General features: G+C 66.8%; 17 protein-coding genes. 10 read left to right on the top strand and 7 right to left on the bottom strand.

Translation table 11 applies throughout. The features are described 5' to 3' along the window. Positions 1-52: 52 nt before the first annotated feature. Together AC1DS0_RS03370 and AC1DS0_RS03365 are read left to right on the top strand one after the other, a co-directional pair. Entirely contained in the window at positions 53-2,293 is a 2,241-nt protein-coding gene (locus tag AC1DS0_RS03370) for a mechanosensitive ion channel family protein (RefSeq protein ID WP_476812958.1), read from the top strand. 7 nt (positions 2,294-2,300) lie between these two features. Continuing rightward, the gene (locus AC1DS0_RS03365) at positions 2,301-2,591 is read left to right on the top strand and encodes a hypothetical protein (protein ID WP_476812957.1); all 291 of its coding nucleotides are present in this window, start codon (positions 2,301-2,303) and stop codon (positions 2,589-2,591) included. Positions 2,592-2,603: 12 nt separating this feature from the next. Here the strand turns inward: AC1DS0_RS03365 and AC1DS0_RS03360 are convergent, their stop codons facing one another. Next, positions 2,604-2,939 (bottom strand): hypothetical protein, encoded by a 336-nt coding sequence (locus tag AC1DS0_RS03360; RefSeq protein WP_476812956.1) that lies wholly within the window; start codon positions 2,937-2,939, stop codon positions 2,604-2,606. An 83-nt stretch (positions 2,940-3,022) separates the two neighbouring features. Further along, positions 3,023-5,797 (bottom strand): Rne/Rng family ribonuclease, encoded by a 2,775-nt coding sequence (locus AC1DS0_RS03355; protein WP_476812955.1) that lies wholly within the window; start codon positions 5,795-5,797, stop codon positions 3,023-3,025. Positions 5,798-6,517: 720 nt separating this feature from the next. Here AC1DS0_RS03355 and AC1DS0_RS03350 point away from each other — a divergent pair. The 4 genes from AC1DS0_RS03350 (at position 6,518) to prfB (ending at position 11,903) form a co-directional block, all read left to right on the top strand. After that, positions 6,518-7,705, top strand: a complete 1,188-nt coding sequence (locus AC1DS0_RS03350; RefSeq protein ID WP_476812954.1) for an N-acetylmuramoyl-L-alanine amidase — start codon at positions 6,518-6,520, stop codon at positions 7,703-7,705. Positions 7,706-7,860: 155 nt separating this feature from the next. Beyond that, complete coding sequence (locus AC1DS0_RS03345) at positions 7,861-10,308, top strand: penicillin-binding protein 1A (RefSeq protein WP_476812953.1); 2,448 nt, start codon at positions 7,861-7,863, stop codon at positions 10,306-10,308. Positions 10,309-10,331: 23 nt separating this feature from the next. Then, positions 10,332-10,559, top strand: coding sequence for a hypothetical protein (locus AC1DS0_RS03340; protein WP_476812952.1), 228 nt, complete (start codon positions 10,332-10,334; stop codon positions 10,557-10,559). Positions 10,560-10,774: 215 nt separating this feature from the next. Beyond that, positions 10,775-11,903 (top strand): peptide chain release factor 2 gene (gene prfB / locus AC1DS0_RS03335; protein WP_476812951.1). Its coding sequence is split into 2 segments (ribosomal slippage): positions 10,775-10,843 and positions 10,845-11,903, totalling 1,128 coding nucleotides; the frame shifts between segments, so codons are not numbered across the junction. A 99-nt stretch (positions 11,904-12,002) separates the two neighbouring features. Here the strand turns inward: prfB and AC1DS0_RS03330 are convergent. Next, positions 12,003-13,280 carry a M23 family metallopeptidase gene (locus AC1DS0_RS03330; protein WP_476812950.1) on the bottom strand — a complete coding sequence of 426 codons (1,278 nt, stop codon included), beginning with the start codon at positions 13,278-13,280 and terminating at the stop codon, positions 12,003-12,005. 148 nt (positions 13,281-13,428) lie between these two features. Continuing rightward, positions 13,429-13,893, bottom strand: coding sequence for a peroxiredoxin (locus tag AC1DS0_RS03325; protein WP_476812949.1), 465 nt, complete (start codon positions 13,891-13,893; stop codon positions 13,429-13,431). A 225-nt stretch (positions 13,894-14,118) separates the two neighbouring features. Between AC1DS0_RS03325 and AC1DS0_RS03320 the strand changes: the two genes are divergently transcribed. Both AC1DS0_RS03320 and AC1DS0_RS03315 read left to right on the top strand, forming a co-directional pair. Continuing rightward, complete coding sequence (locus AC1DS0_RS03320) at positions 14,119-17,598, top strand: hypothetical protein (protein WP_476812948.1); 3,480 nt, start codon at positions 14,119-14,121, stop codon at positions 17,596-17,598. Between the two features lie 92 nt (positions 17,599-17,690). Then, positions 17,691-18,584, top strand: coding sequence for a C39 family peptidase (locus AC1DS0_RS03315; RefSeq protein WP_476812947.1), 894 nt, complete (start codon positions 17,691-17,693; stop codon positions 18,582-18,584). 32 nt (positions 18,585-18,616) lie between these two features. Here AC1DS0_RS03315 and tyrS read toward each other — a convergent pair whose 3' ends face one another. Both tyrS and AC1DS0_RS03305 read right to left on the bottom strand, forming a co-directional pair. Continuing rightward, on the bottom strand, positions 18,617-19,867 hold the full coding sequence (gene tyrS / locus AC1DS0_RS03310) for a tyrosine--tRNA ligase (RefSeq protein ID WP_476812946.1): 1,251 nt from the start codon (positions 19,865-19,867) through the stop codon (positions 18,617-18,619). Between the two features lie 95 nt (positions 19,868-19,962). Beyond that, positions 19,963-20,187, bottom strand: a complete 225-nt coding sequence (locus AC1DS0_RS03305) for a DUF1127 domain-containing protein (RefSeq protein ID WP_476812945.1) — start codon at positions 20,185-20,187, stop codon at positions 19,963-19,965. Between the two features lie 120 nt (positions 20,188-20,307). Here AC1DS0_RS03305 and gcvA point away from each other — a divergent pair, with 120 nt between their 5' ends. Then, the gene (gcvA, locus tag AC1DS0_RS03300; protein ID WP_476812944.1) at positions 20,308-21,258 is read left to right on the top strand and encodes a transcriptional regulator GcvA; all 951 of its coding nucleotides are present in this window, start codon (positions 20,308-20,310) and stop codon (positions 21,256-21,258) included. A gap of 10 nt (positions 21,259-21,268) precedes the next feature. On the opposite strand, the gene AC1DS0_RS03295 is transcribed toward gcvA, so the two are convergent. Next, positions 21,269-21,940 (bottom strand): alpha/beta hydrolase, encoded by a 672-nt coding sequence (locus AC1DS0_RS03295; RefSeq protein ID WP_152014849.1) that lies wholly within the window; start codon positions 21,938-21,940, stop codon positions 21,269-21,271. A gap of 290 nt (positions 21,941-22,230) precedes the next feature. Between AC1DS0_RS03295 and AC1DS0_RS03290 the strand changes: the two genes are divergently transcribed. After that, complete coding sequence (locus AC1DS0_RS03290) at positions 22,231-23,436, top strand: cysteine desulfurase family protein (RefSeq protein WP_476812943.1); 1,206 nt, start codon at positions 22,231-22,233, stop codon at positions 23,434-23,436. The last annotated feature ends 38 nt before the right edge of the window (positions 23,437-23,474 follow it).

Genomic DNA, 23,474 nt, shown 5'->3' with positions numbered 1-23,474 from the left:
CGCTTGCCAAGGCGAAGCGGTGGACTCAATCTGATCCGGCTGGGGGCAGGACATGGTCGCAATGCGGAACTGGCTGAAGACCATGGCGTTGTGCGCGGCGGCGCTGCTGGCCGGCGTCATCGCAGGCCCGGTCGCGGCGCAACACGCCAAGACGGACGCCGCGCCCGTTCTGACGCTGCGTGGCGACGAGACGCCCGAGACCGTGCGCAAGCTCGTCGATGCCCTGTCGGCCGGTGGACGCAAGGTCGAGATCAGGATCGCGGGTAAAGGGGAGGCAGCTGCAGCTCCGGCAGCATCTGCATTGGCAGCCGGCACCGGCGTCGCAGTGGCGAGCAGCGCTCCGGCGGAGCACGAGACTCCGGCCGAGGCCTTCTGGGACCATTTCGTCGATGGCGTGACGCAAGGCCTCGGAGCCGTGCCGCGCCTTGCCCAGATACCGGACGCCTGGCGTACTGCCTGGGCGCAGAACCGCAATGGTTCGGCCGGCTGGTGGCTTGCAGTGGGCCTAGTACTCGCGTTTGCCGTGGCCGGGCTGTTTCGGCTCACGACCAAAAATTGGTTTACGCGCCGGCTGCAGCCGCAAGGGCCGGAGTTCACGCCGCGCCTGATCGCATCGTCCTGGGGCTTGCTGCAGGACCTGGCGACACTCGGGCTCTGGCTCGCAGTGCTGCATGCGGTGCGCAGATTCTGGCTGCCGGAGCCCGACCTCGCCCACATGGTGCTGCGCACGATCGCCAACGGCCTCACCATCGGCTCCGGATATCTGATCCTCGGACGCTTCCTGCTCGCTCCCGGGGCCTCGGAACGTCGGATTATGCCGCTGCCGCGGGCCGAGCGGGCTTTCAAATTCCTGATCTTCTTCGGCATTCTCACGCCCGTCCTGCTGACGGCGACGGTGTCGATCCAGCATGCCACCGGTCCTGGAACCGTTGTCGGGCTGTTCGCCCTGGTCGGCATTGTCTCGACCTTGTTCAAGGTCTGGTGGTTCATCGATGCACGGCACGATCTTGCGGCGCTCATCCTCGGTTCAGCGCATGAGCCCGGGCCGGCGCGCCGCGTGATCGCGCTGACGACGGGTTGGCTCTATGCCGCGCTTGCCGTGCTGATCTGGATGGTCGGCAATGCGTCCTCGATGATGGAGGGGGGCGCGCGCTGGGCGGAGGCTGCCGCGCTGACACAGTTCATCATCGTGCTGGCTCCGATCCTGGCGGTCGGCGTCACCAGCCTGATGGCCTGCCGGCAGGCCCATGCGGCAGCGATGGGCGAGAAGGCGCCGCTCTCGCTTGCGGTCGGATATGCGCTGCGGGCTGCCGCGGGCGGAGCGATTTGGGCCGGCGGTTTCTATCTGTTGGCGCGGCTCTGGGCCGGCTTCCTCTTTGGTGTCAGCTCCGATCAGTTCGCCGTGCTGATGCGCCAGGCGGGCGGCGTCGCCGTGCTCGCCTTTGCGGGCTGGGTCGCGATCGTTTTCCTGCGCAGCTTCTTCGACGCCTATGCGCCGCACCAGGCCGCGGCCGGTCCGGCCGATGAGGATGCGGTTCCGCACGACCATGTGCCGTCACGGCTGGCGACCGTGATGCCGATCCTGCGCGGCGTGGTGCTCACCGCCGTGTTCGGCCTGACCGGGCTCGTCCTGCTGTCGCGCCTCGGCGTCGATATCGGTCCGCTGCTGGCGGCTTTCAGCATCCTCGGCCTCGCTATTTCGTTCGGTTCGCAGGCGCTGGTGCGCGACATCGTCTCCGGATTCTTCTTCATGCTCGAGGACGCCTTCCGCGTCGGCGAATATGTCGATACCGGCCGGCTCAAGGGCACGGTCGAGAAGATCTCGCTGCGTTCGATGCAGCTCCGCCATCAGAGCGGCCAGGTCCACACCGTGCCGTTCGGCCAGGTCCAGTCATTGACCAATGCCAGCCGCGATTGGGCGACGGTGAAGTTCAATGTCCGGCTCGATCACTCCGCCGATATCGAGAAGGCGCGCAAGACGATCAAGAAGATCGGTCTCGCCTTGCTGGAAGACCCGGAACACGGGCCGCATTTCATCGCCCAGCTCAAGATGCAGGGGGTCGCAGACATCACCGATGCGGCGATCGTGATCAGGCTGAAGTTCACCGCCAAGCCGAACCATGCCTCGATGCTGCAGCGCGAGGCGCTGAAGCGGGTTTATCGCGGCTTGATCGAGGCCGAGGTGCCGTTCGCCTCCAACGCGGTCACCGTGAAGGAAGGAGGCGGCAAGAGCGCTGCCGCTGCGATTGCGACCGTGCCGTCGCCGACGCCGCTGGCGCCGGCCGCCGAGTGAGCGAGGCATGCGTGGTGTCGCGCGATCGGGATATGTGGCGCTGGTCCTGGCGGCGATCATGGTCGCGGGCATCGCAATGGCACAAGTGCAGTCGGGCGATGAGCTGATCGCCAACTATCGCGCGCTCAACAGCATCTGTCGTGGCGGGTCTGGAGATGATCCTCGCACGCAAAAAGCCTGCGCTGAGCGGGATCGCGTCGTCGCTGGATTGCAGCAGGCCGGCTATTGCCATGGGCGCCGCGGGCAGATCGGCGCGCAGATGAGCTGGCATCGCTGCGGAGCGGATTCGCTGCGATAGGGCGCAGCTCGGCTACTGCCCGAATTCCAGAATGAGGAAGAAGCCGAAGCCGAGCAGGGCCAGAAGTGCGCCCATGCCGGCGGCGAGGCGGGCGGCCGAGAGCTGACCCTTCCATTCATGGCGCCGATCGGCGCGCTCGGCTTCATGCTCGCGGCCGTGCTTGCGGAACTGGCTGGCATAGAGGTCGGGCGTCATCTGCGGGCCGACCGGCAGATTGCCCTCGAGCTCGTAGCGCACCGCAACGAAAAGGGTGAACAGGCCGATGAGGCCGACACCGAGCCAGCCGATTGCCTGCTGGGCGATGACGGCCAAGCCGATCAAGCCGGCGCAGGCAAGGGCGGCGATCACGACTCGCTCGGGGCTTCGAGGTGGCCGCATATGCTCTCCGCCTAAGGAAAAGGCCGCCGCGATCTCTCGCGACGGCCTCGATCTCACTTGCGTCCGGCCAGCTTGTTCCACCAGCCGCCGCGCTTCGGCCGATCCGGATCCGGCGGCGTCAGCACGACCGCGACCGGCTCTTCGACGACCCGTAGAGCAGGCGCCTCTTCAACGACCGGTTCGGGAGCCGGAGCGGCAACGGCTTCAGGCGCTGCCGGCTCGGGAGCGGGCGCGACTTCAGCCGGGGCGGCGGCGACGCCGTCCTCGGTGATCGGCACGACCTTCTTGCGCGAGCGGCTGCGCTTGGGCTTTTCAGCCGGCTCTGCGACGACTTCGGTCGCGACATCCGCAACATCGGCAGCCTTGGCCGTCTCGGTCGCTGCTTCCGTCTCCGCCTTCTTGCTGCGGCTGCGACGGGCGCGCTTCGGCTTGGTCTCTGCTTCCGCTTCGGCGGCAGGAGCCTCGCTCACAGGCGCGGCCGGTGCCTCGACGGAAGTAGCTGCCGCAACCGGCGCCGCATCATCGGACTCGCCGACGGTTGCGTCGTCGCCGTCCTCACCCTCGTCATGGTCGCCGGCCTCGTCGGCAGCGCCCTCGGCATGCGGCTGGCCGTCACGTTCGCCACCACGCCGCCGACGGCGACGACGGCGACGGCGACGGCTGTCGCGGCCTTCCTGGCTTTCGCCTTCGCCTTCGCCTTCGGCAGAGCCGTGCCGAGCCGTCTCGCTCTCGGCTTCGCTTTCGCTTTCGACCTCGATTTCGGCCTCGGCCTCAACCTCGACGATGTCCTCGTCCTCGGGCTCGTCGATGATCGCTTCGGCGCGCATGCTGGAGACCGGCACGACGCGGTTCTCGTTGCCGACGAACTCGCCGCGCTCGACCTCGAAATAGCGGGTGCCGAGCAGGGCCGCATCAGCCGAGATGGTGATCGCGATGTTGAAGCGCTCTTCCAGGTCGCGCAGATGGGCGCGCTTCTGGTTGAGCACGTAGAGCGCGACCTCCGGCCGGGTGCGGACCTCGAGATTATGCGAGGCGCTCTTGATCAGCGCCTCTTCGAGGGCACGCAGGATCTGCAGCGCGATCGACGGCGTCGAGCGGACGAGGCCGGCGCCGGCGCAGTGCGGGCACGGCACCGAGGAACTCTCCAGCACGCCGGTGCGGATGCGCTGGCGCGACATCTCCAAGAGGCCGAAGGCGGAGATGCGGCCGACCTGGATGCGGGCCCGGTCGTTCTTCAGGCACTCCTTCAGCTTCTTCTCGACCGCGCGGTTGTTGCGGTTCTCCTCCATGTCGATGAAATCGATCACGATGAGGCCGGCAAGGTCGCGCAGGCGCAGCTGGCGCGAGATTTCCTCGGCCGCTTCGAGATTGGTCTTGAGGGCGGTGTCCTCGATGTTGTGCTCGCGGGTCGAGCGCCCGGAGTTGATGTCGATCGCGACCAGCGCCTCGGTCTGGTTGATGACGATGTAGCCGCCCGACTTCAGCGTCACCGTGTTCGAGAACATCGCGTCGAGCTGGCTCTCGACGCCGAAGGCGGCGAAGAGCGGGGTCTGCTCGCGATAAGGCTTCACGCTCTTGGCATGGCTCGGCATGAGCATGCGCATGAAGTCCTTGGCCTCGCGATAGGCGCTCTCGCCGGCGACGTGAACCTCGTCGATGTCCTTGTTGTAGAGGTCGCGGATCGAGCGCTTGACGAGGTTGCCCTCCTCATAGACCAGCGCCGGAGCGACCGAGCCGAGCGTCAATTCGCGCACGCTCTCCCACATCCGCATCAGATATTCGTAGTCGCGCCTGATCTCCGGCTTGGTGCGGGACGCGCCGGCGGTGCGCAGGATGATGCCCATCCCCTCCGGCACCTCCAGCTCCTGGGCGATCTCCTTGAGGCGCTTGCGGTCCTCGGCATTGGTGATCTTGCGCGAGATGCCGCCGCCCTTGCCGGTGTTCGGCATCAGCACCGAATAGCGGCCGGCGAGCGAGAGATAGGTGGTGAGGGCGGCGCCCTTGTTGCCGCGCTCTTCCTTGACGACCTGAACCAGGATGATCTGGCGGCGCTTGATCACCTCCTGGATCTTGTACTGGCGGCGCAGATTGCGCGGGCGCTCGGGCATGTCGTCGAGGGCGTCGCCGCCGCCGAGATGCTCCGGCTCTTCCTGGGCTTCGTCGCTGCCGTTCTCCTCGCCGTCCTCGTCCTCCTGCGACGGGCGGCGTGCTTTAGCCGCGTCGTCGCCCTCCTCGGAGGCGGGCGCCTCGGCGGTGGTCTCGAAGGTCAGCGGCGCGGAATTCTCGGCCGCGTCCTCATTGGCGGATTCGGCGATCTCAGGCGCGAAGCTCTCGCCGAAGGCGGGGGCGCCTTCGTTGACCATGGCCGCTTCCTTGCCGTTGGTCTCGACCAGGTCCCCGGGCTGGGCGGCGCCGGCCTCGACCTCGGCGCTGACGGTCTCGCCGCTTTCGGCGGTGCGCTTGGGCCGGTTGTCACGATCGCGACGGCCGCGGCGGCCACGGCGCTCGCGCTTCTCCTCGTCGCGTTCTTCCTCGCGCTCGGCGCGGGCTTCCTCGGCGAGCAGGGCCTGCCGGTCTGCGACCGGGATCTGGTAGTAGTCGGGATGGATCTCGGAGAAGGCGAGGAAGCCGTGGCGGTTGCCGCCATATTCGACGAACGCGGCCTGGAGCGAAGGCTCCACCCGCGTCACCTTCGCCAGATAGATATTGCCGCGGAGCGGCTTGCGGCTGGCTGATTCGAAATCAAACTCTTCGATACGCGAGCCGCGGGACACCACGACCCGGGTCTCTTCCGGGTGGGTGGCGTCGATGAGCATCTTGTTGGCCATGGGACAATTCCATTGGCGCGGCGGCCTTGGCAATCCGCCGGGCTGCGGACGTCAATCCGCGGCCGCGGGCAGGGGCACCGCGCGTTTGCCGGCTGAAGCCGGCCTGTTGCAGGGAGAGGAGTTCGGTCTGGGACGGACGACGGAAGCGGGCGGCGGAGCGGGCAATCAGCCCGTCGCCACCTGAGAGGTTTCGACGAAACACCGAAAAGGAGAACGGCGTCGTTTGCTCCGGCATCTTACCTTTGACCTGCAGCGCGCCTCGAAGGCGGGGCGCACCGCGTTGACACGCTCGTGGACAAGAAGACCGGCGCCGATTGCTGCCTGGCGCAAGCCCGTCCGCGGACGATTCCGTTGCTGGCTGCCTTCGCGCCGGCACGGATCGGGATGATCCGGTCGTTCGGCCAGTTCGCAGGGCGTCAGCGGGCCAGGGACCCGGTTTGCGCGCTGCGGTAGCCTTCGCGATGCAACCGTCTCCATTACAGACAGGCGATGCATTTTTGCAAGCGCGTTAACGGTGGGTGATCGGGCCGGCGCGGTTTCAGCTGTCGGCTGCCCGTGGTAACGGGTTGTCAACGATTGGCGACGCTATGGTTAAGTCTTGTTAAGCGTCGAACCAGCGAATCGAGGAGATTCCTCCTGCTTCACCGGCTTCGCCTCTCCGCAAAGGGCGTCCCGCACCGCATCGCCATGCCGGCCTTGCGGCTTTTCGCATGTGCGGCATTGCTGCTGTCCTCTCTCTCACTCGCAACTGCGAATTCGCCGGCGCGTCCCGCCACCGACCTTCCGGTCGCTACCGACGCGCGGCTCGAAGTCCATGGCGAGATCGTCCGGCTGACCATGGCGCTGTCCCGGCCGGTGAGCGCGAGCGCCACGGTCATGGCAGGGCCCGATCGCGTCATCGTCGAGTTGCCCTCGATCAACTTCCAGGTCGAGCCTAAGCAGGGGCGAAAGTCCGCAGGCTTCGTCTCCGGCTTCCGCTACGGCCTGTTCATGGCCGACCGATCCCGCATCATCCTCGACCTCGCCCAGCCGGCTACGGTGGCAAGCGTATCGGTCAAGCCGGTGCGCGGCGGCTTCGGCGAGCTGGTCGTCGAGCTGAAGCGGACGAGCCGCGAGGAGTTCGCCGCGCTCGCCCGTGAGGCGACGGCGAAGACGCAGCTGCCGAGCATCCCGGTCGAGCGCAAGGCCGAGGGCGATTCGCGCCGGATCGTGGTGATCGATCCCGGCCATGGCGGTATCGACCCCGGCACCCAGGTCGCGGCGATCGCCGAGAAGGCGGTGGTCCTCGCCTTCGGGCTGAAGCTGAAGGAACAGCTCGAGGCGCAGGGGCGCTACCGGGTGATCATGACCCGCTCGGACGACACCTTCATCTCGTTGAACGACCGTGTCCGCATCGCGCGCGGCGTCGAGGCCAGCCTCTTCATCTCGATCCACGCCGATTCGCTGGCGCAGGCCCAGGATGTGCGCGGCGCCACCGTCTACACCGGCTCGGAGCGCGCCAGCGATGCCGAGGCGGCGCGGCTGGCGGCCAAGGAAAACCAGGCCGATGCCGTCGCGGGCCTCGATTCGAGCGAGGACGTGCATGATGTCGCGGGCATCCTGATGGATCTCGCCAAGCGCGAGACCCGCAGCTTCTCGACGATCTTCGCGCGAAACCTGGTCGAAAGGCTCGGCGGCTCGGTGAAGATGCACAAGGTACCGTTGCGTTCGGCAGGTTTTCGCGTATTGACCGCGCCTGACGTGCCGTCGGTGCTGATCGAGCTCGGCTACATGTCGAGCCCGAGGGATGCCGAGCTCTTGAATTCCGAGGGCTGGCGCACGCAGGCTTCCGCGGCCGTCCAGCAGGCGGTCGACCAGTATTTCGAGCGCCTGCAGGTGTCGGGCAAGGCCGCGCAAAGCAAGCCTTGACTGTTCGACGGTCGAAGATGGCGATTTGTGGTCGCAAAGCCACGGTTCCGCCATTTCTGCCGTGATATAGGAATGAGTTGAAGATCAGCCGGGCAGGTCGCGACGCCAAAGGGGGAGGGCGCCGATACTGCCGCTAGCCAGGGTCAAAATTCTCGATGCGGTTCATACTGCGCCTTTTCGGATGGGCGTTCGCCGTCGGTACGATCCTGTTCGTGATCGGCGTCGCGGGCGCGGCCGGCGTGATCTGGCACTACTCCAAGGACCTGCCCGATTCGGCGCAGCTGCGGAATTACGAGCCGCCGGTGATGAGCCGTGTTCATGCCGGCGACGGCAGCCTAATCGCCGAGTTCGCGCGTGAACGGCGGCTTTATCTGCCGATCCAGGCGGTGCCGAAGCTGATCATCGACGCCTTCCTCTCGGCCGAGGACAAGAATTTCTACAAGCATTTCGGCGTCGACCCCGAGGGCCTGGCCCGCGCCGCGGTCTCGAACTTCCGCAATCGCGGCTCCGGCCGCCGGCCGCAGGGCGCCTCGACCATCACCCAGCAGGTGGCGAAGAACTTCCTGGTCGGCTCCGAGCAGAGCCTCGAGCGCAAGATTCGCGAGGCGCTGATCGCGCTACGAATCGAGTCGACCTATTCGAAGGACAAGATCCTCGAGCTCTACCTCAACGAAATCTATCTCGGTGCGCCGGCTCCGGGGCAGGGCAGTTACGGCGTCGCCGCCGCGGCGCTGAACTATTTCGGCAAGTCGGTGCACGAGCTCAATGCGCAGGAGGCGGCCTATCTCGCCGCCCTGCCGAAGGCGCCGACCGACCTGCACCCGTTCCGCAATCGCGAGCGCGCGATCGAACGCCGCAACTATGTGCTCGACCGCATGGCCGAGAACGGCTTCCTCAAGCGGCCCGATGCCGATGCGGCGAAGAAGCAGCCGCTCGGCGTCAATCCGCGCACGGTCTCGCCGAACCAGATCGCAGCTGGCTATTTCGCCGAGGAAATCCGGCGTGAGCTGCAGGATCGCTATGGCGAGAAGAAGCTGCTCGAAGGCGGCCTCTCGGTGCGTGCCACGGTCGATCCCAAGATGCAGCTGATGGCGCGCAAGGCGCTGGTCGACGGTCTCGTGCGCTTCGACGAGGCGCGCGGCTGGCGTGGCCCGATCCAGAAGATCGACGCCGCGAGCCGCGAATGGGGCCTCGCCATCGCCGAGCTTCCGGTGCTCGGCGACGTCAAGCCCTGGCGCCTGGCCGTCGTGCTCGACGCCAGCGGCGACAGTGCTCGCCTCGGCCTGCAGCCGGTCCGCGAAGCCTCAGGCCAGCTCCGTCCGGAGCGCGAGACAGTGACGCTCGGACCGGACGGCATCCGCTGGACGCGGCGTACCCGCGTCTCGCAGGCAGTTTCGGCCGGCGACGTGGTCTATGTCGAGCCGATCGACGGCAAGCCGGGCCAGGTGCGCCTGCGGCAGATGCCCGAGGTCAACGGCGCGATCACCGTGATGGACCCGTTCTCGGGCCGCGTGCTCGCCATGGTCGGCGGCTTCTCGCATGACCAGTCCGAGTTTAACCGGGCGACGCAGGCGCTGCGCCAGCCGGGCTCGTCCTTCAAGCCCTTCGTCTACGCGACCGCGCTCGACAACGGCTACACTCCGTCCAGCATCGTGCTCGACGCGCCGATCGAGGTGGACCAGGGCGGCGGCCTCGGCATGTGGACGCCGAGCAACTACGACGGCAAGTTCACCGGACCGCGCACGCTGCGCTACGGCATCCAGTTCTCGAAGAACCTGATGACGGTGCGCCTCGCCAAGGATGTCGGCATGCCGCTGATCGCGGAATATGCCCGCCGCTTCGGCATCTATGACGACATGCTGCCGGTGCTCTCGATGTCGCTCGGCGCCGGCGAGACCACGGTCATGCGGATGACCGCGGCCTATTCGATGCTGGCGAACGGCGGCAAGCGCATTCGGCCGACGCTGATCGACCGCATCCAGGACCGCTGGGGCGCGACGATCTTCAAGCACGACCAGCGTACCTGCGAGGGCTGCGAGGCCGAGAAGTGGAGCAATCAGCGTGAGCCGCGCCTGATCGACAATCGCGAGCAGGTCCTCGATCCGCTGACCGCCTACCAGATGGTCTCGATGCTCGAAGGCGTCGTCAATGCCGGCACCGCGACGGTGGTCAAGTCGGTCGGCAAGCCGCTCGCCGGCAAGACCGGCACGACCAACGACGCCAAGGACGTCTGGTTCGTCGGCTTCTCGCCGGACCTCGCCGTCGGCGTCTATATGGGCTTCGACAAGCCGAAGTCGCTGGGCAATTCGGCGACCGCCGGCCAGTACGCCGCGCCAATCTTCCGCGACTTCATGACCGTCGCGCTGAAGGACAAGCCGGCGACGCCGTTCCGTGTGCCACCCGGCATCAAGCTGATCCGCGTCGATCCTCGGACCGGCATGCGTGCCGGCGGCGAAGGCGGCATCCTCGAAGCGTTCAAGCCGGGCACGGCGCCGCCGGACAGCTATTCGGTGATCGGCGCCTCCGACGGCAGTGGCGGGGCGATGAGCGTCGCGCCGGCTGGCGGTCGCTCGGTCGGCTCCGGTACTGGCGGCCTCTATTGACGAGAAGGAAGGGCGCGGTCGCCATGGCCGCGCCACTCCAGGCGATCCTCGAGGCCGAGCTGGCGGGGGGCAATCGGGTTCTCGACAGCGGTGGCTGGCCGCCGCATTGCGACCTCTTCGTCCTGCTCGCCCGGCCATTCCGCAAGCGCTATCCGCTCACCGACGGGCTGGTCTATGAGGTGATCGGCGACCCGCATTACTGGAAAGCGGAATATCGCCACGGCCGTGAATGCCTCGCTTGCGCGTTCTGACGGAGCTGGCGGCGCCTGTGCCATTTACACGGCTGCGCTTCGTGCCTATGTCAGCGCCTAGAGCCGGATCCGATCAGATTGGCTCAATCTGATCGGTGAATCCGTCTCTAACTTTATGATAGAGAACGCTTTTCCGATCAGCTTGCGATGCAACCCGATCGGAAAAGCGTTCTCTTGCCAGTCAGCCTCAAACGACGGATTTAAAGACGACGATCATGCGCCCAGAAATCCAGACGCAACTCGACAACGCCAAGCAGTCGATCGGACTGCTGAGGAGGCATCTTTGACTGGGATGTCGCACAACGACGCCTGGCGGAGCTGAACGCGCTTTCCGAAGGCCCCGATTTCTGGAACGACGCCGAATCCGCGCAGAAGCTGATGCGCGAACGCACTCAGCTTGAGACCCAGATCGAGGGCATCACGCGGCTCGAGCGTGAGGTCGAGGATGCGCTGACCCTGATCGAGCTCGGCGAGATGGAAGAAGACGCGGCCACCATCGCCGAGGGCGAAGCCGCGATCAAGACGGTCGAGGTCGAGGCCGGCCGGCTGCAGGTCGAATCGCTGCTCTCCGGCGAAGCCGACATGCTCGACACCTATGTCGAGATCCATCCCGGTGCCGGTGGTACCGAGAGCCAGGACTGGGCCGAGATGCTGCTGCGCATGTATCGGCGCTGGGGCGAGCGGCGGAAGTTCAAGGTCGACATGCTGGAATACCAGGATGGCGACCAGGCCGGCATCAAATCGGCGACACTGCAGTTCAAGGGCCACAATGCCTATGGCTGGCTGAAGACGGAATCGGGTGTGCATCGACTGGTGCGCATCTCGCCGTTTGATTCGAATGCGCGTCGACAGACTTCCTTTGCGTCGGTCTGGGTTTACCCGGTCGTCGACGACCGCATCGTCATCGACGTCAAGGAATCCGACTGCCGCATCGATACCTACAGGGCCCAGGGCGCTGGCGGCCAGCACATCAACACCACCGATTCGGCGGTGCGCATCACCCATATCCCGACCGGGATCGTGGCTGCCTGCCAGCAGGAGCGTTCGCAGCACAAGAACCGGGCCAAGGCCTGGGACATGCTGCGCGCGCGCCTCTACGAGGCCGAGCTGAAGAAGCGCGAGGAGAAGGCCAACGCCGAGCAGGCTTCCAAGACCGATATCGGCTGGGGCCACCAGATCCGCTCCTATGTGCTGCAGCCCTATCAGCTGGTGAAGGACCTGCGCACGGGCGTTACCTCGACGGCGCCCTCCGACGTGCTCGACGGCGAGCTCGACCCGTTCATGGAAGCGTCGCTGGCCCAGCGCGTCTACGGCACGAGCGTCGAAGTCGAGGATATCGACTGAGAGCGGGCTCACTTCGACTGGCTTGTCGAATCAAAACAACCGGTTGCGGCTGAAAGCTGCGGCCGGTTGTGAGGATTTGTGCGGGTTAGTGGCGCTCTGTCAGAGTTGCCCGGCTAGCTTGTCGCCGGCGCGCAGGAAGCGATTCGGATCGGCAGGCTCGCCGTCGATGCGGGTCTCGTAGTGCAGATGAGGGCCCGTCGAGCGGCCGGTGGAGCCGACGCGGCCGACCAGCGTGCCGGCTGTCACCATCTGCCCCTCGCTGACCAGGATTGCCGACATGTGGGCATAGCGGGTGGTGATGCCGCTGGCATGCTCGATCTCGACCATATTGCCGTAGCCGCCGGAATATTCGGCCGTCACGACCTTGCCCGGGCCGGTCGCGCGCACCGGCGAGCCGTGCTCGGCACGCAGGTCCATGCCGGTGTGCAGGGCCGCGCCGCGCGTGAAGGGGTCGGCGCGATAGCCGTAATTGGAGCTCAGCTCGAGTTCTCCCGCGAGCGGCCGGCGCAGGGGCAGTTGCTCGACGAGGCCGCGCAGGCGGAAGACGGTCGCGATACGCGGCTGCAGCGAACTCAGGCTCGCCTCGAACGGCCCCGCCGAGGGATCGAGATTGACCGGGACCAAGGGGCCGCCAACGCCCTTCGGAATCTGAGCGGCGACGGCGAGCTTGTCGGTGTCGAGGCGGGTTTCGGCAAGGGCGCTGCGCAACGTCTTCTGGGTATCGCCGAGATTCCTGTCGAGTTCGCGTAGGGCCGCGAGTTGCGTGGCCGAGCTGCGCTCGATCGACTGGTCGAGCTGGGTCAGGGCCTCGGCGACGCGCTTGGCCGGCGCGACCGGCGCCTCGACCTCGCCCGACTGCCAGGGCGCCGGGCGGTCGTCGGCGCCGCGCAGAGGCAGGGTCTCAGGCGCCGGGGTCGGCTTGCCCGAGGCAAAGGGTGCGAAGCTGGTGACGCCGGAGGCGCGGACCGGTTCCTCGGGCTTGATCATGCGCTGGCGCAGCGGGTTCTTGGCGGCCTGCGACACGCCGATCCCGGCCGATTGCAGGCTTTCGGCGACCGCGCTGACCAGGGATTGCCGCGATTCGAGCTCGGCCTGGCGCGTGGCGATCTCGCCGACACGGGCCTCGACGCCGTCCTGGTCGAGCAACGCGCGGCTGGCGAGCCGGTCGACGTCGGCGCGCAGGGCGGCGATTCGATCCTCATAGGCGTATTGGCGGGAGGTCTCGCGGCTGATCAACCGCGCGGCGAGGTCGTCCTTGCGCAGGATGTACCAGCTCGTCGCGCCACTCCAGGCAGTGGTCAGCGCGAGGAGGCTGAGACCGAGCAACGCGGTCGAGCGGCGAACGGTGAAGCTGCGGCGGGCAAGAATGCCAGTCACGGCAAGCTCGTGGCCGGCGGCCTGAGCACGGGAATCCAAGGAGGTCATACGCAAAACCGGAAGTGACGCTGCGATAGGATGATTAGACCTCGTTAGGGTTAACCAATCGCAAATCGCAGCGGGTTTTGCGGGTATCCGAGCCCTGGCCTCAGATCTCGCGGGCGGCTGCGAGCACGGCCTCGGCATGGCCCTTGACCCGGACCTTGGCCCAGACGCGGACGATCCTGCCGGCCTCGTCGATCAGGAAGGTGCTGCGTTCCACGCCCATATAGTGACGGCCATACATCTGCTTCTCGACCCACAGGCCGTAAGTCCCGATCGCCTTGCGCTCCTCGTCCGAGACCAGCGTCAGCTGCAGGCTGTATTTCTGCTTGAACTTGTCATGGCGCTTCACCGAATCCGGCGAAATGCCGATGACCGTCGTGCCTGCCGCGGCGAAATCGTCGCGCAAGGCATCGAAGGAGAGCGCCTCGTTGGTGCAGCTCGTCGTGTCGTCCTGCGGATAGGCATAGAGCACGACCTTGCGGCCGCGCAGGCCGGAGAGCGTGAGCGAGCCGCCGCCATCTGTCGGCAAGGTGAAGTCGGGGGCCGGTACGCCTTCGTTCAATGCCATCTTCGCCTTCCTTTGGTCGCGATCACATGCAAGGGCCGGGTAAGCCGCAGGCAATAAGCCGGCTCCGACCACAGACCAGAACCGACCGGGAGCGAATCAGCTAGCTTGCCGCTGCTGTACCGCTCCCCGGATCAGGCGCATCATGCGGATGCTACGGCGGCCCGGCTGCCGGAGCCACCGCATCGATCCGCATGATTCGAGCAGCAAGACAAGAAGCGATTCCGTTTGACCGAGACCAGCAAGATCGCCGCGGCTCCCGCAGCCGGCACGGCTTCCGACACGGAGTGCCAGGAGGTGGTCGCCGTGGCCAAGCGCGCCTGGCGCGGCATCGTCACCATCGCGCTCACGGTCTGCGTCGCCGTCGTCATGCTGGGTTTCGCCGCGGCCGCCTTGCTGGTCAGCGGCTTCATTCCGCTCTCAGGGCTTGAGGGCCGCATCTCCACCGCCATCGAGGAACGGCTCGGGCCGAACTGGAAAGTCACGGCCGAGCACGCCCAGCTCGACCGCGTCGATGGCCGCTCGCGCCTGCGGGTTCGCGAAGTCTCGTTCAAGCATGCCGGCGGGGCTTCGTTCCGGGCGCCGGAGGCGGTGCTGGGCTATGACCCGATGGCGCTGCTGCGCGGCGATATCCGCCTGGTCTCGCTCGACTTGCGCGGCGTCAACATCCGACTCGGCGTCAGGCAGGACGGCTTGCTGCTGCTGGAACAGGATGTCCAGCCGGAGCAGGCTCCGAAAACGCCGGTCGCGGGCGATCCCGTCGACTGGGACGCCTTTGCCGGGGCGATGAACGCGATCGGCGCGCTGGTCTCGAATGACGGTCTGCTCGGCTCGCTCGAGGTCGCCGGCATCGGCGGGGCGCGGGTGACGCTGATCGACCCGGCCGGGCGGCAACGCTCCGGCCTGGAGGATGTCGACATCCGGCTGGAGCGCTTCGGCGGCGGACAGGCGCGGCTGTCGATGAAAGGGCGCATCGGGCCGCGCTGGAAGGAGCTGGCGATCGATCTGGCGAGTGCGCCGGACGGTACGCGTAGCGCTACGATCGACATCCAGCGCTTCGAGCCGGCAGAGGCGGTGGCGCTGGCCTTCGGCAACGCCATGGTTGCGCTCGATGGTCTGGCGCTCAGCGGCAAGATCTCGCTGACCCAGACCGGCGGCGGCGAACGCAGGATCGCCGCGGGGCTCTCCGTCGCACCGGGGGTGGTCAAGCTTCACAATGCCGGGCTCGACCCGATCGAGGTCCAGGGCGCCAAGCTCGACTTCACCAGCGATGACGGCCTCAAGACGGTCAAGGTCACGACTGCCCAGCTCCAGGCCGGCGAGACCAGGCTCGCCGGAAGCGGAGAGGCGCGCAACGAGGGGGGCATCTGGCGGCTGGCGCTCGACGGTGCGGGGCAGGTGGCCGGTATCGGCAAGGATGCGGCGGTTGTCCTTTCGAGCTTGCGCACGCAGCTCGAGGTCGACCCCGGCGCGGGCGAGGTGCGGATGGGCCAGCTCTCGTTCAAGGGGCCGCTGATCAACGCCGAAGGCTCCGGCATGGCGCGCCGGCGCGACGACAAGAATTCGCATCGCTTCCAGATCCGGGCGGTCGATACCGATATGCGGGCGGCGCTCGCGGTCTGGCCGGCGGTGACTTCGCCGGGGTTGCATGCGGCCCTGGTCGAGATGGTGAAGAGCGGGCGGGTCGAGGAGATCGACGTCAAGCTGGCGATGTCACCGGAGGCCAACGCCCGGCTGGCGGACGGCAAAGGCATGGATGACGACGCCGTTGCCGTGAGCCTGAAGGCCTCGCAGGTCAGTTTCCTGCCGAATCCCGGCTTGCCGCTCCTCACCGATGCCCGCGTCGTCGGCTCCACGACAGGCCGCACCGTCGACCTTGTCATTTCGCAGGCCATGGCCGAGGTCGGCGAGGGCCGCAAGCTCCAGCTCGGCGAAGGCACCTTCGCCATGTCCGACACCTGGGCGGAGCGGCCGCAGGCGCGGATCGGCTTCAAGTCGACTGGCTCGGCGGACGCGCTGGTCGCGCTCCTCAATTTCCCGTCGCTGCGCGAATTCTCGCCGCTCAAGATCGAGCCGGGGGCGCTGCGCGGCGCGATCGATCTGACCAACCAGCTCTCACTGCCGCTGGTCAACGATCTGACGTTCAATGACGTCCTGATTCGCAGCACTGGCATGCTCTCGAACGTCGCCTCCGACAATCTGCTCGGTGGCGAAAAGCTGGAGGGCGCCAATCTGGCGCTGAACTACGACCGCGGCCAACTCTCGATCAAGGGCGACGGCAGGGTCGGCGGCGACAAGGCGCCGATCGAGCTCAGGCAGAATGCGAAAGGGCAGGGCGAGGCGACCGTTTCGCTCAATCTCGACAATGCCGCGCTGAAGCGGCGTGGCCTCGGCCCTGAGACCGGCGTCAGTGGGTCGATGCAGGTCAAGGTCGTGAAACCGCTCGGCAAGATCCCGGAGGCGCCGCCGCGCATCGAGGTTGACCTGACCAAAGCCACAATCGACACGGGCGTGCCCGGCGTCGGCAAGCCTGCCGGCCGGGCAGGCAAGGCGGTCTTCACCTATGTCGTCGACGATGACGGTTCGGATCTGGAGGATCTGACGATCGAGAGCGCGCCGCTGCTGGCGAAGGGACGGATCTCGCTGACCAGGCAGAACGCGTTCGAGAGCGCGAGCTTCTCGCAGTTGCGCCTGTCGCCGGGCGACAACCTGACCAAGGTCGAGATCGGCCGCGACGGCGGCGTGACCAAGCTCTCGGTGCGTGGGGCGGTGCTCGATGCCCGGCCCTTCATCCGCGATCTGTTCGATGCGCCTGCCGCCCCCACCAGGAGCGGCGCTCGCGGCGGCCAGAACGCCGCGTCCGGACCTGATTTCGACCTCGACCTCGACGTGCCGATCCTGACCGGCTTCAACAGCGAGGCGCTCGGCAATTCACAGCTCAAGCTCTCGCGCCGCAACGGCGCCGTCCGCTCGATCGCCTATCAGGGCCGGATCGGCAAGGCGGACCTCTCGATCAAGCAGGCCAGGCAAGGCGAGGGCCCGGGGTCGATCGTGGTGCAGTCGGAGAACGGCGGCGCCACCTTGCGTTTCCTCGACCTTTATCGCCGCGCCTATGGCGGCGATCTGGTGCTGCAGATCGGGGCCGGCGAGGGGCGCCAGCCGGGCGAACTGCTCCTGCGCAGTTTCACGGTGCGGGACGAGCCGGCCCTGCGCCGCGTCGTCGGCCCGCCGGGCTCCCAGGCGCCGGGCGCGCTCGACAGCACCGGCGCGCCAGCCCCGCGCGTCGATGCGAGCGATGTCGCCTTCACCAAATTGCGCGCCGAGTTCGTGCGCAGCGCCAGCCGGATCGACATCAACGACGCAGTGCTCTGGGGCCAGCAGGTCGGCTTCACCATCCAGGGCAATGTCGACTATGGCCGCGACCGCGTCGATATCGGCGGCACCTTCGTGCCGGGCTATGCCTTCAACAACGCCTTCGCCCAGGTGCCGGTGGTCGGCATGATCCTCGGTGGTGGGCAATATGGTGGGCTGTTCGCGGTGAACTTCCGCGTCTCGGGCTCTGCCAGCCAGCCGACCATGACAGTGAATCCACTCTCGGCGATCGCGCCCGGCATCCTGCGCCGCTTCGTCGACCCGCTTGGCGGCGGACCGGTGGGGCAAGGGCGGCCGGGTACCAATGTGCCGGCGCCCGGCACGGCGGAACGCTGAGCGCGCCAACAGGGCGCGGGTTCGTGGCATGTTGACCTAAGGGAATGCTCGGCTAGAGTCTCGCTGCTCCATTGGGGACGAGCGAGGTCGATGTGCCTGGGCCACCACTTGAGATCAAATTCGCCGTCGGAGCCGGAAACTCGCCCAACAAGGCCGAGGATGTCGACAAGATCATCACCTTGTTGCGCGAGATCGACGATTACAGCGGCGGCAGCCCTGACGCCGACCGGTCGAACTTCAAGGACAGGATCCGCTACTTCCAGCGCATCGCGCGCGTCGGCGGCGGCGATGGCATCGTCAGTCCCGGCCTGCAGCGGCCTACGCTCAAGGCGCTCAATTTCTATGCGGGCCGCCTGACCGAGCCCGATCCTTCGCGGCCTTATCCCGTCAGTGCCGCGATCAGGGCCACCTTCACGGTGGCGCCGGCCTGCAACTACTCGCAAGGCGACAATCGCTGGGGCGACCAGACGCTGAACGGGACGGCCGACGAGATCCGGGCCAAGGGGTGCGCGCTGACGGCTTGCGCCACGATGATCGCCTCGAAGAACATCAGGTTTACCCCGCCGCATCTCGACACGGTCAAGACTGTCCTGGCGAGCAAGAATCCCGGTTACCCTCTCGACCCGGCGATCGTCACGCCGGCCACGCTCGAAGCCTGGATGTCGCACGAGGCGCAAGGCTACGCGCATCGCAGCAAGCAGCGCTCCGACCTCGACTTCGGGCTCCTGACCGGCGCATTCGGCAAGCGTGTCTGGCTCTACCGGCAATACAAGGGCGCGGAAACCAGCTTTGGCGAGGTCAGCCGCTGGCTGAAGTCGGGCGCCGGCATCGTCGCCCACATCACCAATGAAGGGACCGTCAATCACTGGGTGGTTCTGACCGGCTACGACGATACCAATATCTTCAGCGTCGCCGACAGGAGCTGCGGGACGACGCTGGTGTATTACGACCAGCTCGACCGGTTCACACGGTATCACTTCAGCTGAACGGCCGGCCCAGGTTGGCCGCACAGCGCTCTTCAGACCGGCCGCAGCAGCACGTGCTTCTTCTTGCCGAAGGAGAGCTTGACCGCGCCGTCGACCAGATCGGCCGGCGACAGCGTCGCGCGCTCGTCGGAGACCTGGGCGTCGTTGACGCGTAGGCCGCCGGCCTTGATCTGGCGGCGGGCCTCGCCGGTCGAGGGCACGAGGCCGGCGCTGACGAATACGCTGAGCACGCCGAGGCCGGCCTTCAGCTCCGCCGCAGGCACCTCGATACTCGGCAGGTCCTGGGCGGCTCCGCCTTCCTCGAAGGTCTTGCGGGCGGTCTCGGCAGCGGCTTCCGCCGCCTCGCGGCCATGCAGCAGCGCGGTGGCCTCGGTCGCGAGCACCTTCTTGGCCTCGTTGATCTCCGAGCCACCGAGCGCGGCGAGCTTGGCGATTTCCGCCAGCGACAGGCGGGTGAACACCTTGAGGAAGCGGCCGACATCGGCGTCCTCGGTGTTGCGGAAATACTGCCAGAACTCATAGGGGCTGAAGAGGTCGCCGTTGAGCCAGACGGCGCCGCTGGCGGTCTTGCCCATCTTGGCGCCCGACGAGGTCGTCAGCAGCGGCGTCGTCAGCGCGAAGAGCTGCTTGCCCTCCATGCGGTGCGAGAGATCGACGCCGTTGATGATGTTGCCCCACTGGTCGGAGCCGCCCATCTGCAGGCGGCAATCGTAGCGGCGGCTGAGCTCGACGAAGTCATAGCCCTGCATGATCATGTAGTTGAATTCGAGGAAGGAGAGCGACTGCTCGCGATCCAGCCGCAGCTTCACCGAATCGAAGGAGAGCATGCGATTGACCGAGAAGTGCCGGCCGACATCGCGCAGGAACTCGACATAGTTGAGCTTGAGCAGCCAGTCGGCGTTGTTCACCATCAGCGCATCGTTCGGGCCGTCGCCATAGCGCAGGATGCGCGAGTAGACCTTCTTGATGCTCTCGATATTGGTGTTGATCTCCTCGATCGAGAGCAGCTTGCGCTGGTCGTCGCGGAAGGAGGGATCGCCGACCATGGAGGTGCCGCCGCCCATCAGCGTGATCGGCCGGTGCCCGGTCTCCTGGAACCAGTAGAGCATGGTGACCGAGATCAGGTTGCCGATGTGCAGGCTGGTCGCGGTCGCGTCATAGCCGACATAGGCCGTCTGCGGCCCCTGCCGGCAGAGCTTGTCCAGCTCCTCCGGGTTGGAGATCTGGTGGATGAGGCCGCGCTCGTCGAGCACGCGCAGGAAATCGGACTTGAAGGCGGTCATGGCAGCTTGCGATCTGATCTTTGTCGTTCCGCCGTCGTCTAGAGCATGTTCCGCCAAAGTGGAAACCGCTTTTGCGGCGAAAGCGCCCCCGGACGTCATCCGGGAATGCGATCGAGCCATAGCCTGGCGGGGTCGCTGCGGTGCGGCGGTTCCAGGATGTCCCGTGTCAGCCCCAGGTCACGGAGCGCGCGGTCGTCCAGCGTCGCGAGAGGGTACCGCGTGCGAGCGGCGCTCGCGTGGCGCTGCCAGAGCGCCAGCAGGTCGTGCAGGAGGGAAGCGCTGCCGCGGGGGAGCGGCGCTGTTTGCGAAAGGCAAGTCATGATCGGATCCTCGCAGGAGCAGGCGGCAGTGCCGCTGATGTGAGGTGAGCCTGGGCCAGACGGGGCAGGGCGACAAAGCGGAAGATTGTCACCTGCCATAAAGAGAGCTTATGCTTTGGCATGCCCGCGCCTCCGCCGCCGCCGAAGCTTCCGCCTCTCGCCGCGGTCCGCGTTTTCGAGGCTGCGGCGCGCCACCAGAATTTCACCCGCGCTGCCGAGGAACTCGGCATGACGCAGGCTGCCGTGAGCTATCAGATCCGGCTGCTGGAGGATCGTGTCGGAGCTGCGCTGTTCGTGCGCCAACCGCGCCAGGTCGTGCTGACGGCGATCGGCCAACGGCTCGCCGGGCCTGTGGGCAAGGCGCTGACCGATATCGGGACGGTGTTCCGCGACATCTGCGAGGCAAACCAGACGGTTCTGACGATCTCCTCGCTGCAGACTATGGCAATCAACTGGCTGTCACCGCGATTGGCCCAATTCCAGATCGAGAACCCGCAATTCGCCGTGCGCGTCCGGACTTCGCAGCATCTCGTCGACTTCGCCACCGAGGCTGTCGATCTTGCCGTGCGCTACGGGCCGGGCTCATGGCTAGGTGTCGCGGCGGAGAAGCTGTTCGCCTGCCATTATGCGCCGCTCTGTTCGCCCGAACTGCGCGACCGGCTGCAATTGCGCGAGGCGGCCGATCTGCTGCGCGCGCCGTTGCTCAGTCCCGACGAGACGCCCTGGAAGGTCTGGTTCGCCGATCTCGGCCTCGACCAGCCTCAGCAAGGCGCCCGGGCGATGTCGCTGGAGATGCAGGCGATGAATGTCCAGGCCGCGATGCGCGGGCACGGCGTCGCGATGGCCGTGCCCGAGCTTTTCGCCTACGATATCGCGGCCGGGCGGCTCGTCTTCGCAGTGGAGCATGCCATACGCGACCATTGGGCCTACTGGGTCGTCTATCCCGTGGAACGCCAGCGCGAGCGCAAGATCAGGCTGTTCCGGGACTGGGTACTGGCGGAGGCGCGGGCAGCGGAGATTACGCTGCCCTTCATGGCCTCGAGCCGGGGCTTGATCCACTCATCAGCGTGAGCCAGGCGGGTCAGGCTTTTTCCTGCTCGCTCTTGATGATCTCGGGCCCGACCTTGCGGTCGAGATAGGCGCTGACCTGCTCCATCAGCTGGTCGACGCGGCCGTCGAAGAAGTGGTTGGCGCCCTCGACCACCGCGTGCTCGATCTGGATGCCCTTCTGGGTCTTGACCTTCTCGATCACCGCCATGACCTCCTTGACCGGCGCGACGCGGTCTTCCGAGCCGTGGACGAACAGGCCGGAGGACGGGCAGGGGGCGAGGAAGGAGAAATCGTAGCGGTTCGCCATCGCCGCGATCGACATGAAGCCTTCGATCTCGGGGCGGCGCATCAGGAGCTGCATGCCGATCCAGGCGCCGAAGGAGACGCCGGTGATCCAGCAGCTCTTGGCCTCGGGGTTCAGGGCCTGCATCCAGTCGAGCGCGGCTGCGGCATCCGAGAGCTCGCCGGCGCCGTGGTCGAACTGGCCCTGGCTGCGGCCGACGCCGCGGAAGTTGAAGCGCAGCGCCGAGAAGCCGCGGTTCACGAAGGTGTAGAACAGGTTGTAGACGATCTGGTTGTTCATCGTCCCGCCGAATTGCGGGTGCGGATGCAGGATGATCGCCAGCGGCGCGCCGCGCTTCTTGGCGGGCTGGTAGCGGCCCTCGATCCGGCCGGCCGGTCCGTTGAAAATCACCTCTGGCATCACATCTCGCCTTTTGTCGGGCGAGGCACGCGGGCGGCCGGCTGAAAAGCGGCTTTGCTGCCACTGAAAAGCCTGCTCACCCTTGACGACCCCGCCGCTCGCGCCCTACATCAAGCGCTTAGAATGGTTCTAACAGCCGTGAACAGAACTGGAACACGCGAGTTGAAGCGGCTTGCGGTTCCGGTCCATCGCGGCTCGGATGGGCGGCTATAGCACGGCGCAGGGGTGCGATTTCAAGCATTTCGTGCCGCGTCTTCGGGCAAGCCCTCCAAAGCGGAGCATGAGCGCAGGTGTTCGCGACGACCCGCAGCTATCTCGACCATAACGCCACGACGCCGGTGCGCCCGGCCGTGGCGGAGGCGATGCTGCGGGCTTTGCAGATGCCGGGCAACCCGTCTTCCGTCCATAACGAGGGCCGGGCGGCCCGCGGCGCGATCGAGCAGGCCCGCGAGCAGGTCGCGGCGCTTTGCGGCGCCAAGGCGAGCAATGTCGTCTTCACCAGCGGCGGCACCGAGGCCAATGCGACGATCCTGTCACCCGGCCTGAGCGATTGCAGCGGCGCGCGCGATTGCGTGCGGGTGCCGGTGACGCTGCTGCTGCACAGCGCCAGCGAGCACCCTTGCGTGCGCGATGGCCATCGTTTCCCGGCCGGTCAGGCCGAGGCGATCCCGGTCGATGGCGAAGGCCTCATCGATCTCGGCTGGCTGAGTGAGCGGCTGTCGCGCGTTGCGGCGGAGCGGCCGGACGAGCGCGCGCTGGTCTCGGTCCATCTCGCCAACAACGAGACGGGCGTTCTGCAGCCGATCGCCGAGATCGTCGCCATCGCCAGGCAGCATGGCGCGCTCGTACACTCCGACGCGGTCCAGGCCGCTGGCAAGATCGCGATCGATATCAATAGCTTGGGCGTCGATGCTTTGACGCTGTCCGCCCATAAGATCGGTGGCCCCAAGGGCGTCGGCGCGATCGTCTTCCTGACCGGTGCGCTCGAACTCATCGACAAGCCCCTGCGTGGCGGCGGCCAGGAGCGCGGCTGGCGTGCCGGCACCGAGAACTTGCCGGGCATCGTCGGCTTCGGCGTTGCAGCCAAAGAGGCAGCCAAGGCGCTCGCCACCGAGGCGACCCGGCTGGCCGGACTGCGCGATCAGCTGGAGGCCCGGCTGGTGGCCCTGGCCCCGGATACGGCCGTGTTCGGCAGCAAGGCTCCGCGCCTGCCCAACACGTCCGCCTTCGCAACGCCCGGCATCAAGGCCGAGACGGCGCTGATCATGCTCGATCTTTCCGGCGTCGCCCTGTCCTCGGGCTCGGCCTGTTCCTCCGGCAAGGTCAGGCGCTCGCACGTGCTGACAGCCATGGGTGTCGACCCTGTCATGAGCGAAGGGGCCTTGCGCGCCTCGCTTGGATGGACCACCTGCGAGGCGGACATCGACCAATTCATCGCGGCCTATGCCAAGGCGCTGGCCGCGAACCCGAACCGGAAGGTTCAGGCAGCCGCCTGAGGCCTTGCGCAAAACCAAGACCGAACCGGCGGGCCTTG

The sequence above is a fragment of the Allobosea sp. P4_H5 genome (assembly GCF_056400825.1).
Note: the sequence above shows the minus strand (reverse complement) of the source record. Positions and strands in the feature narration are given on the sequence as shown.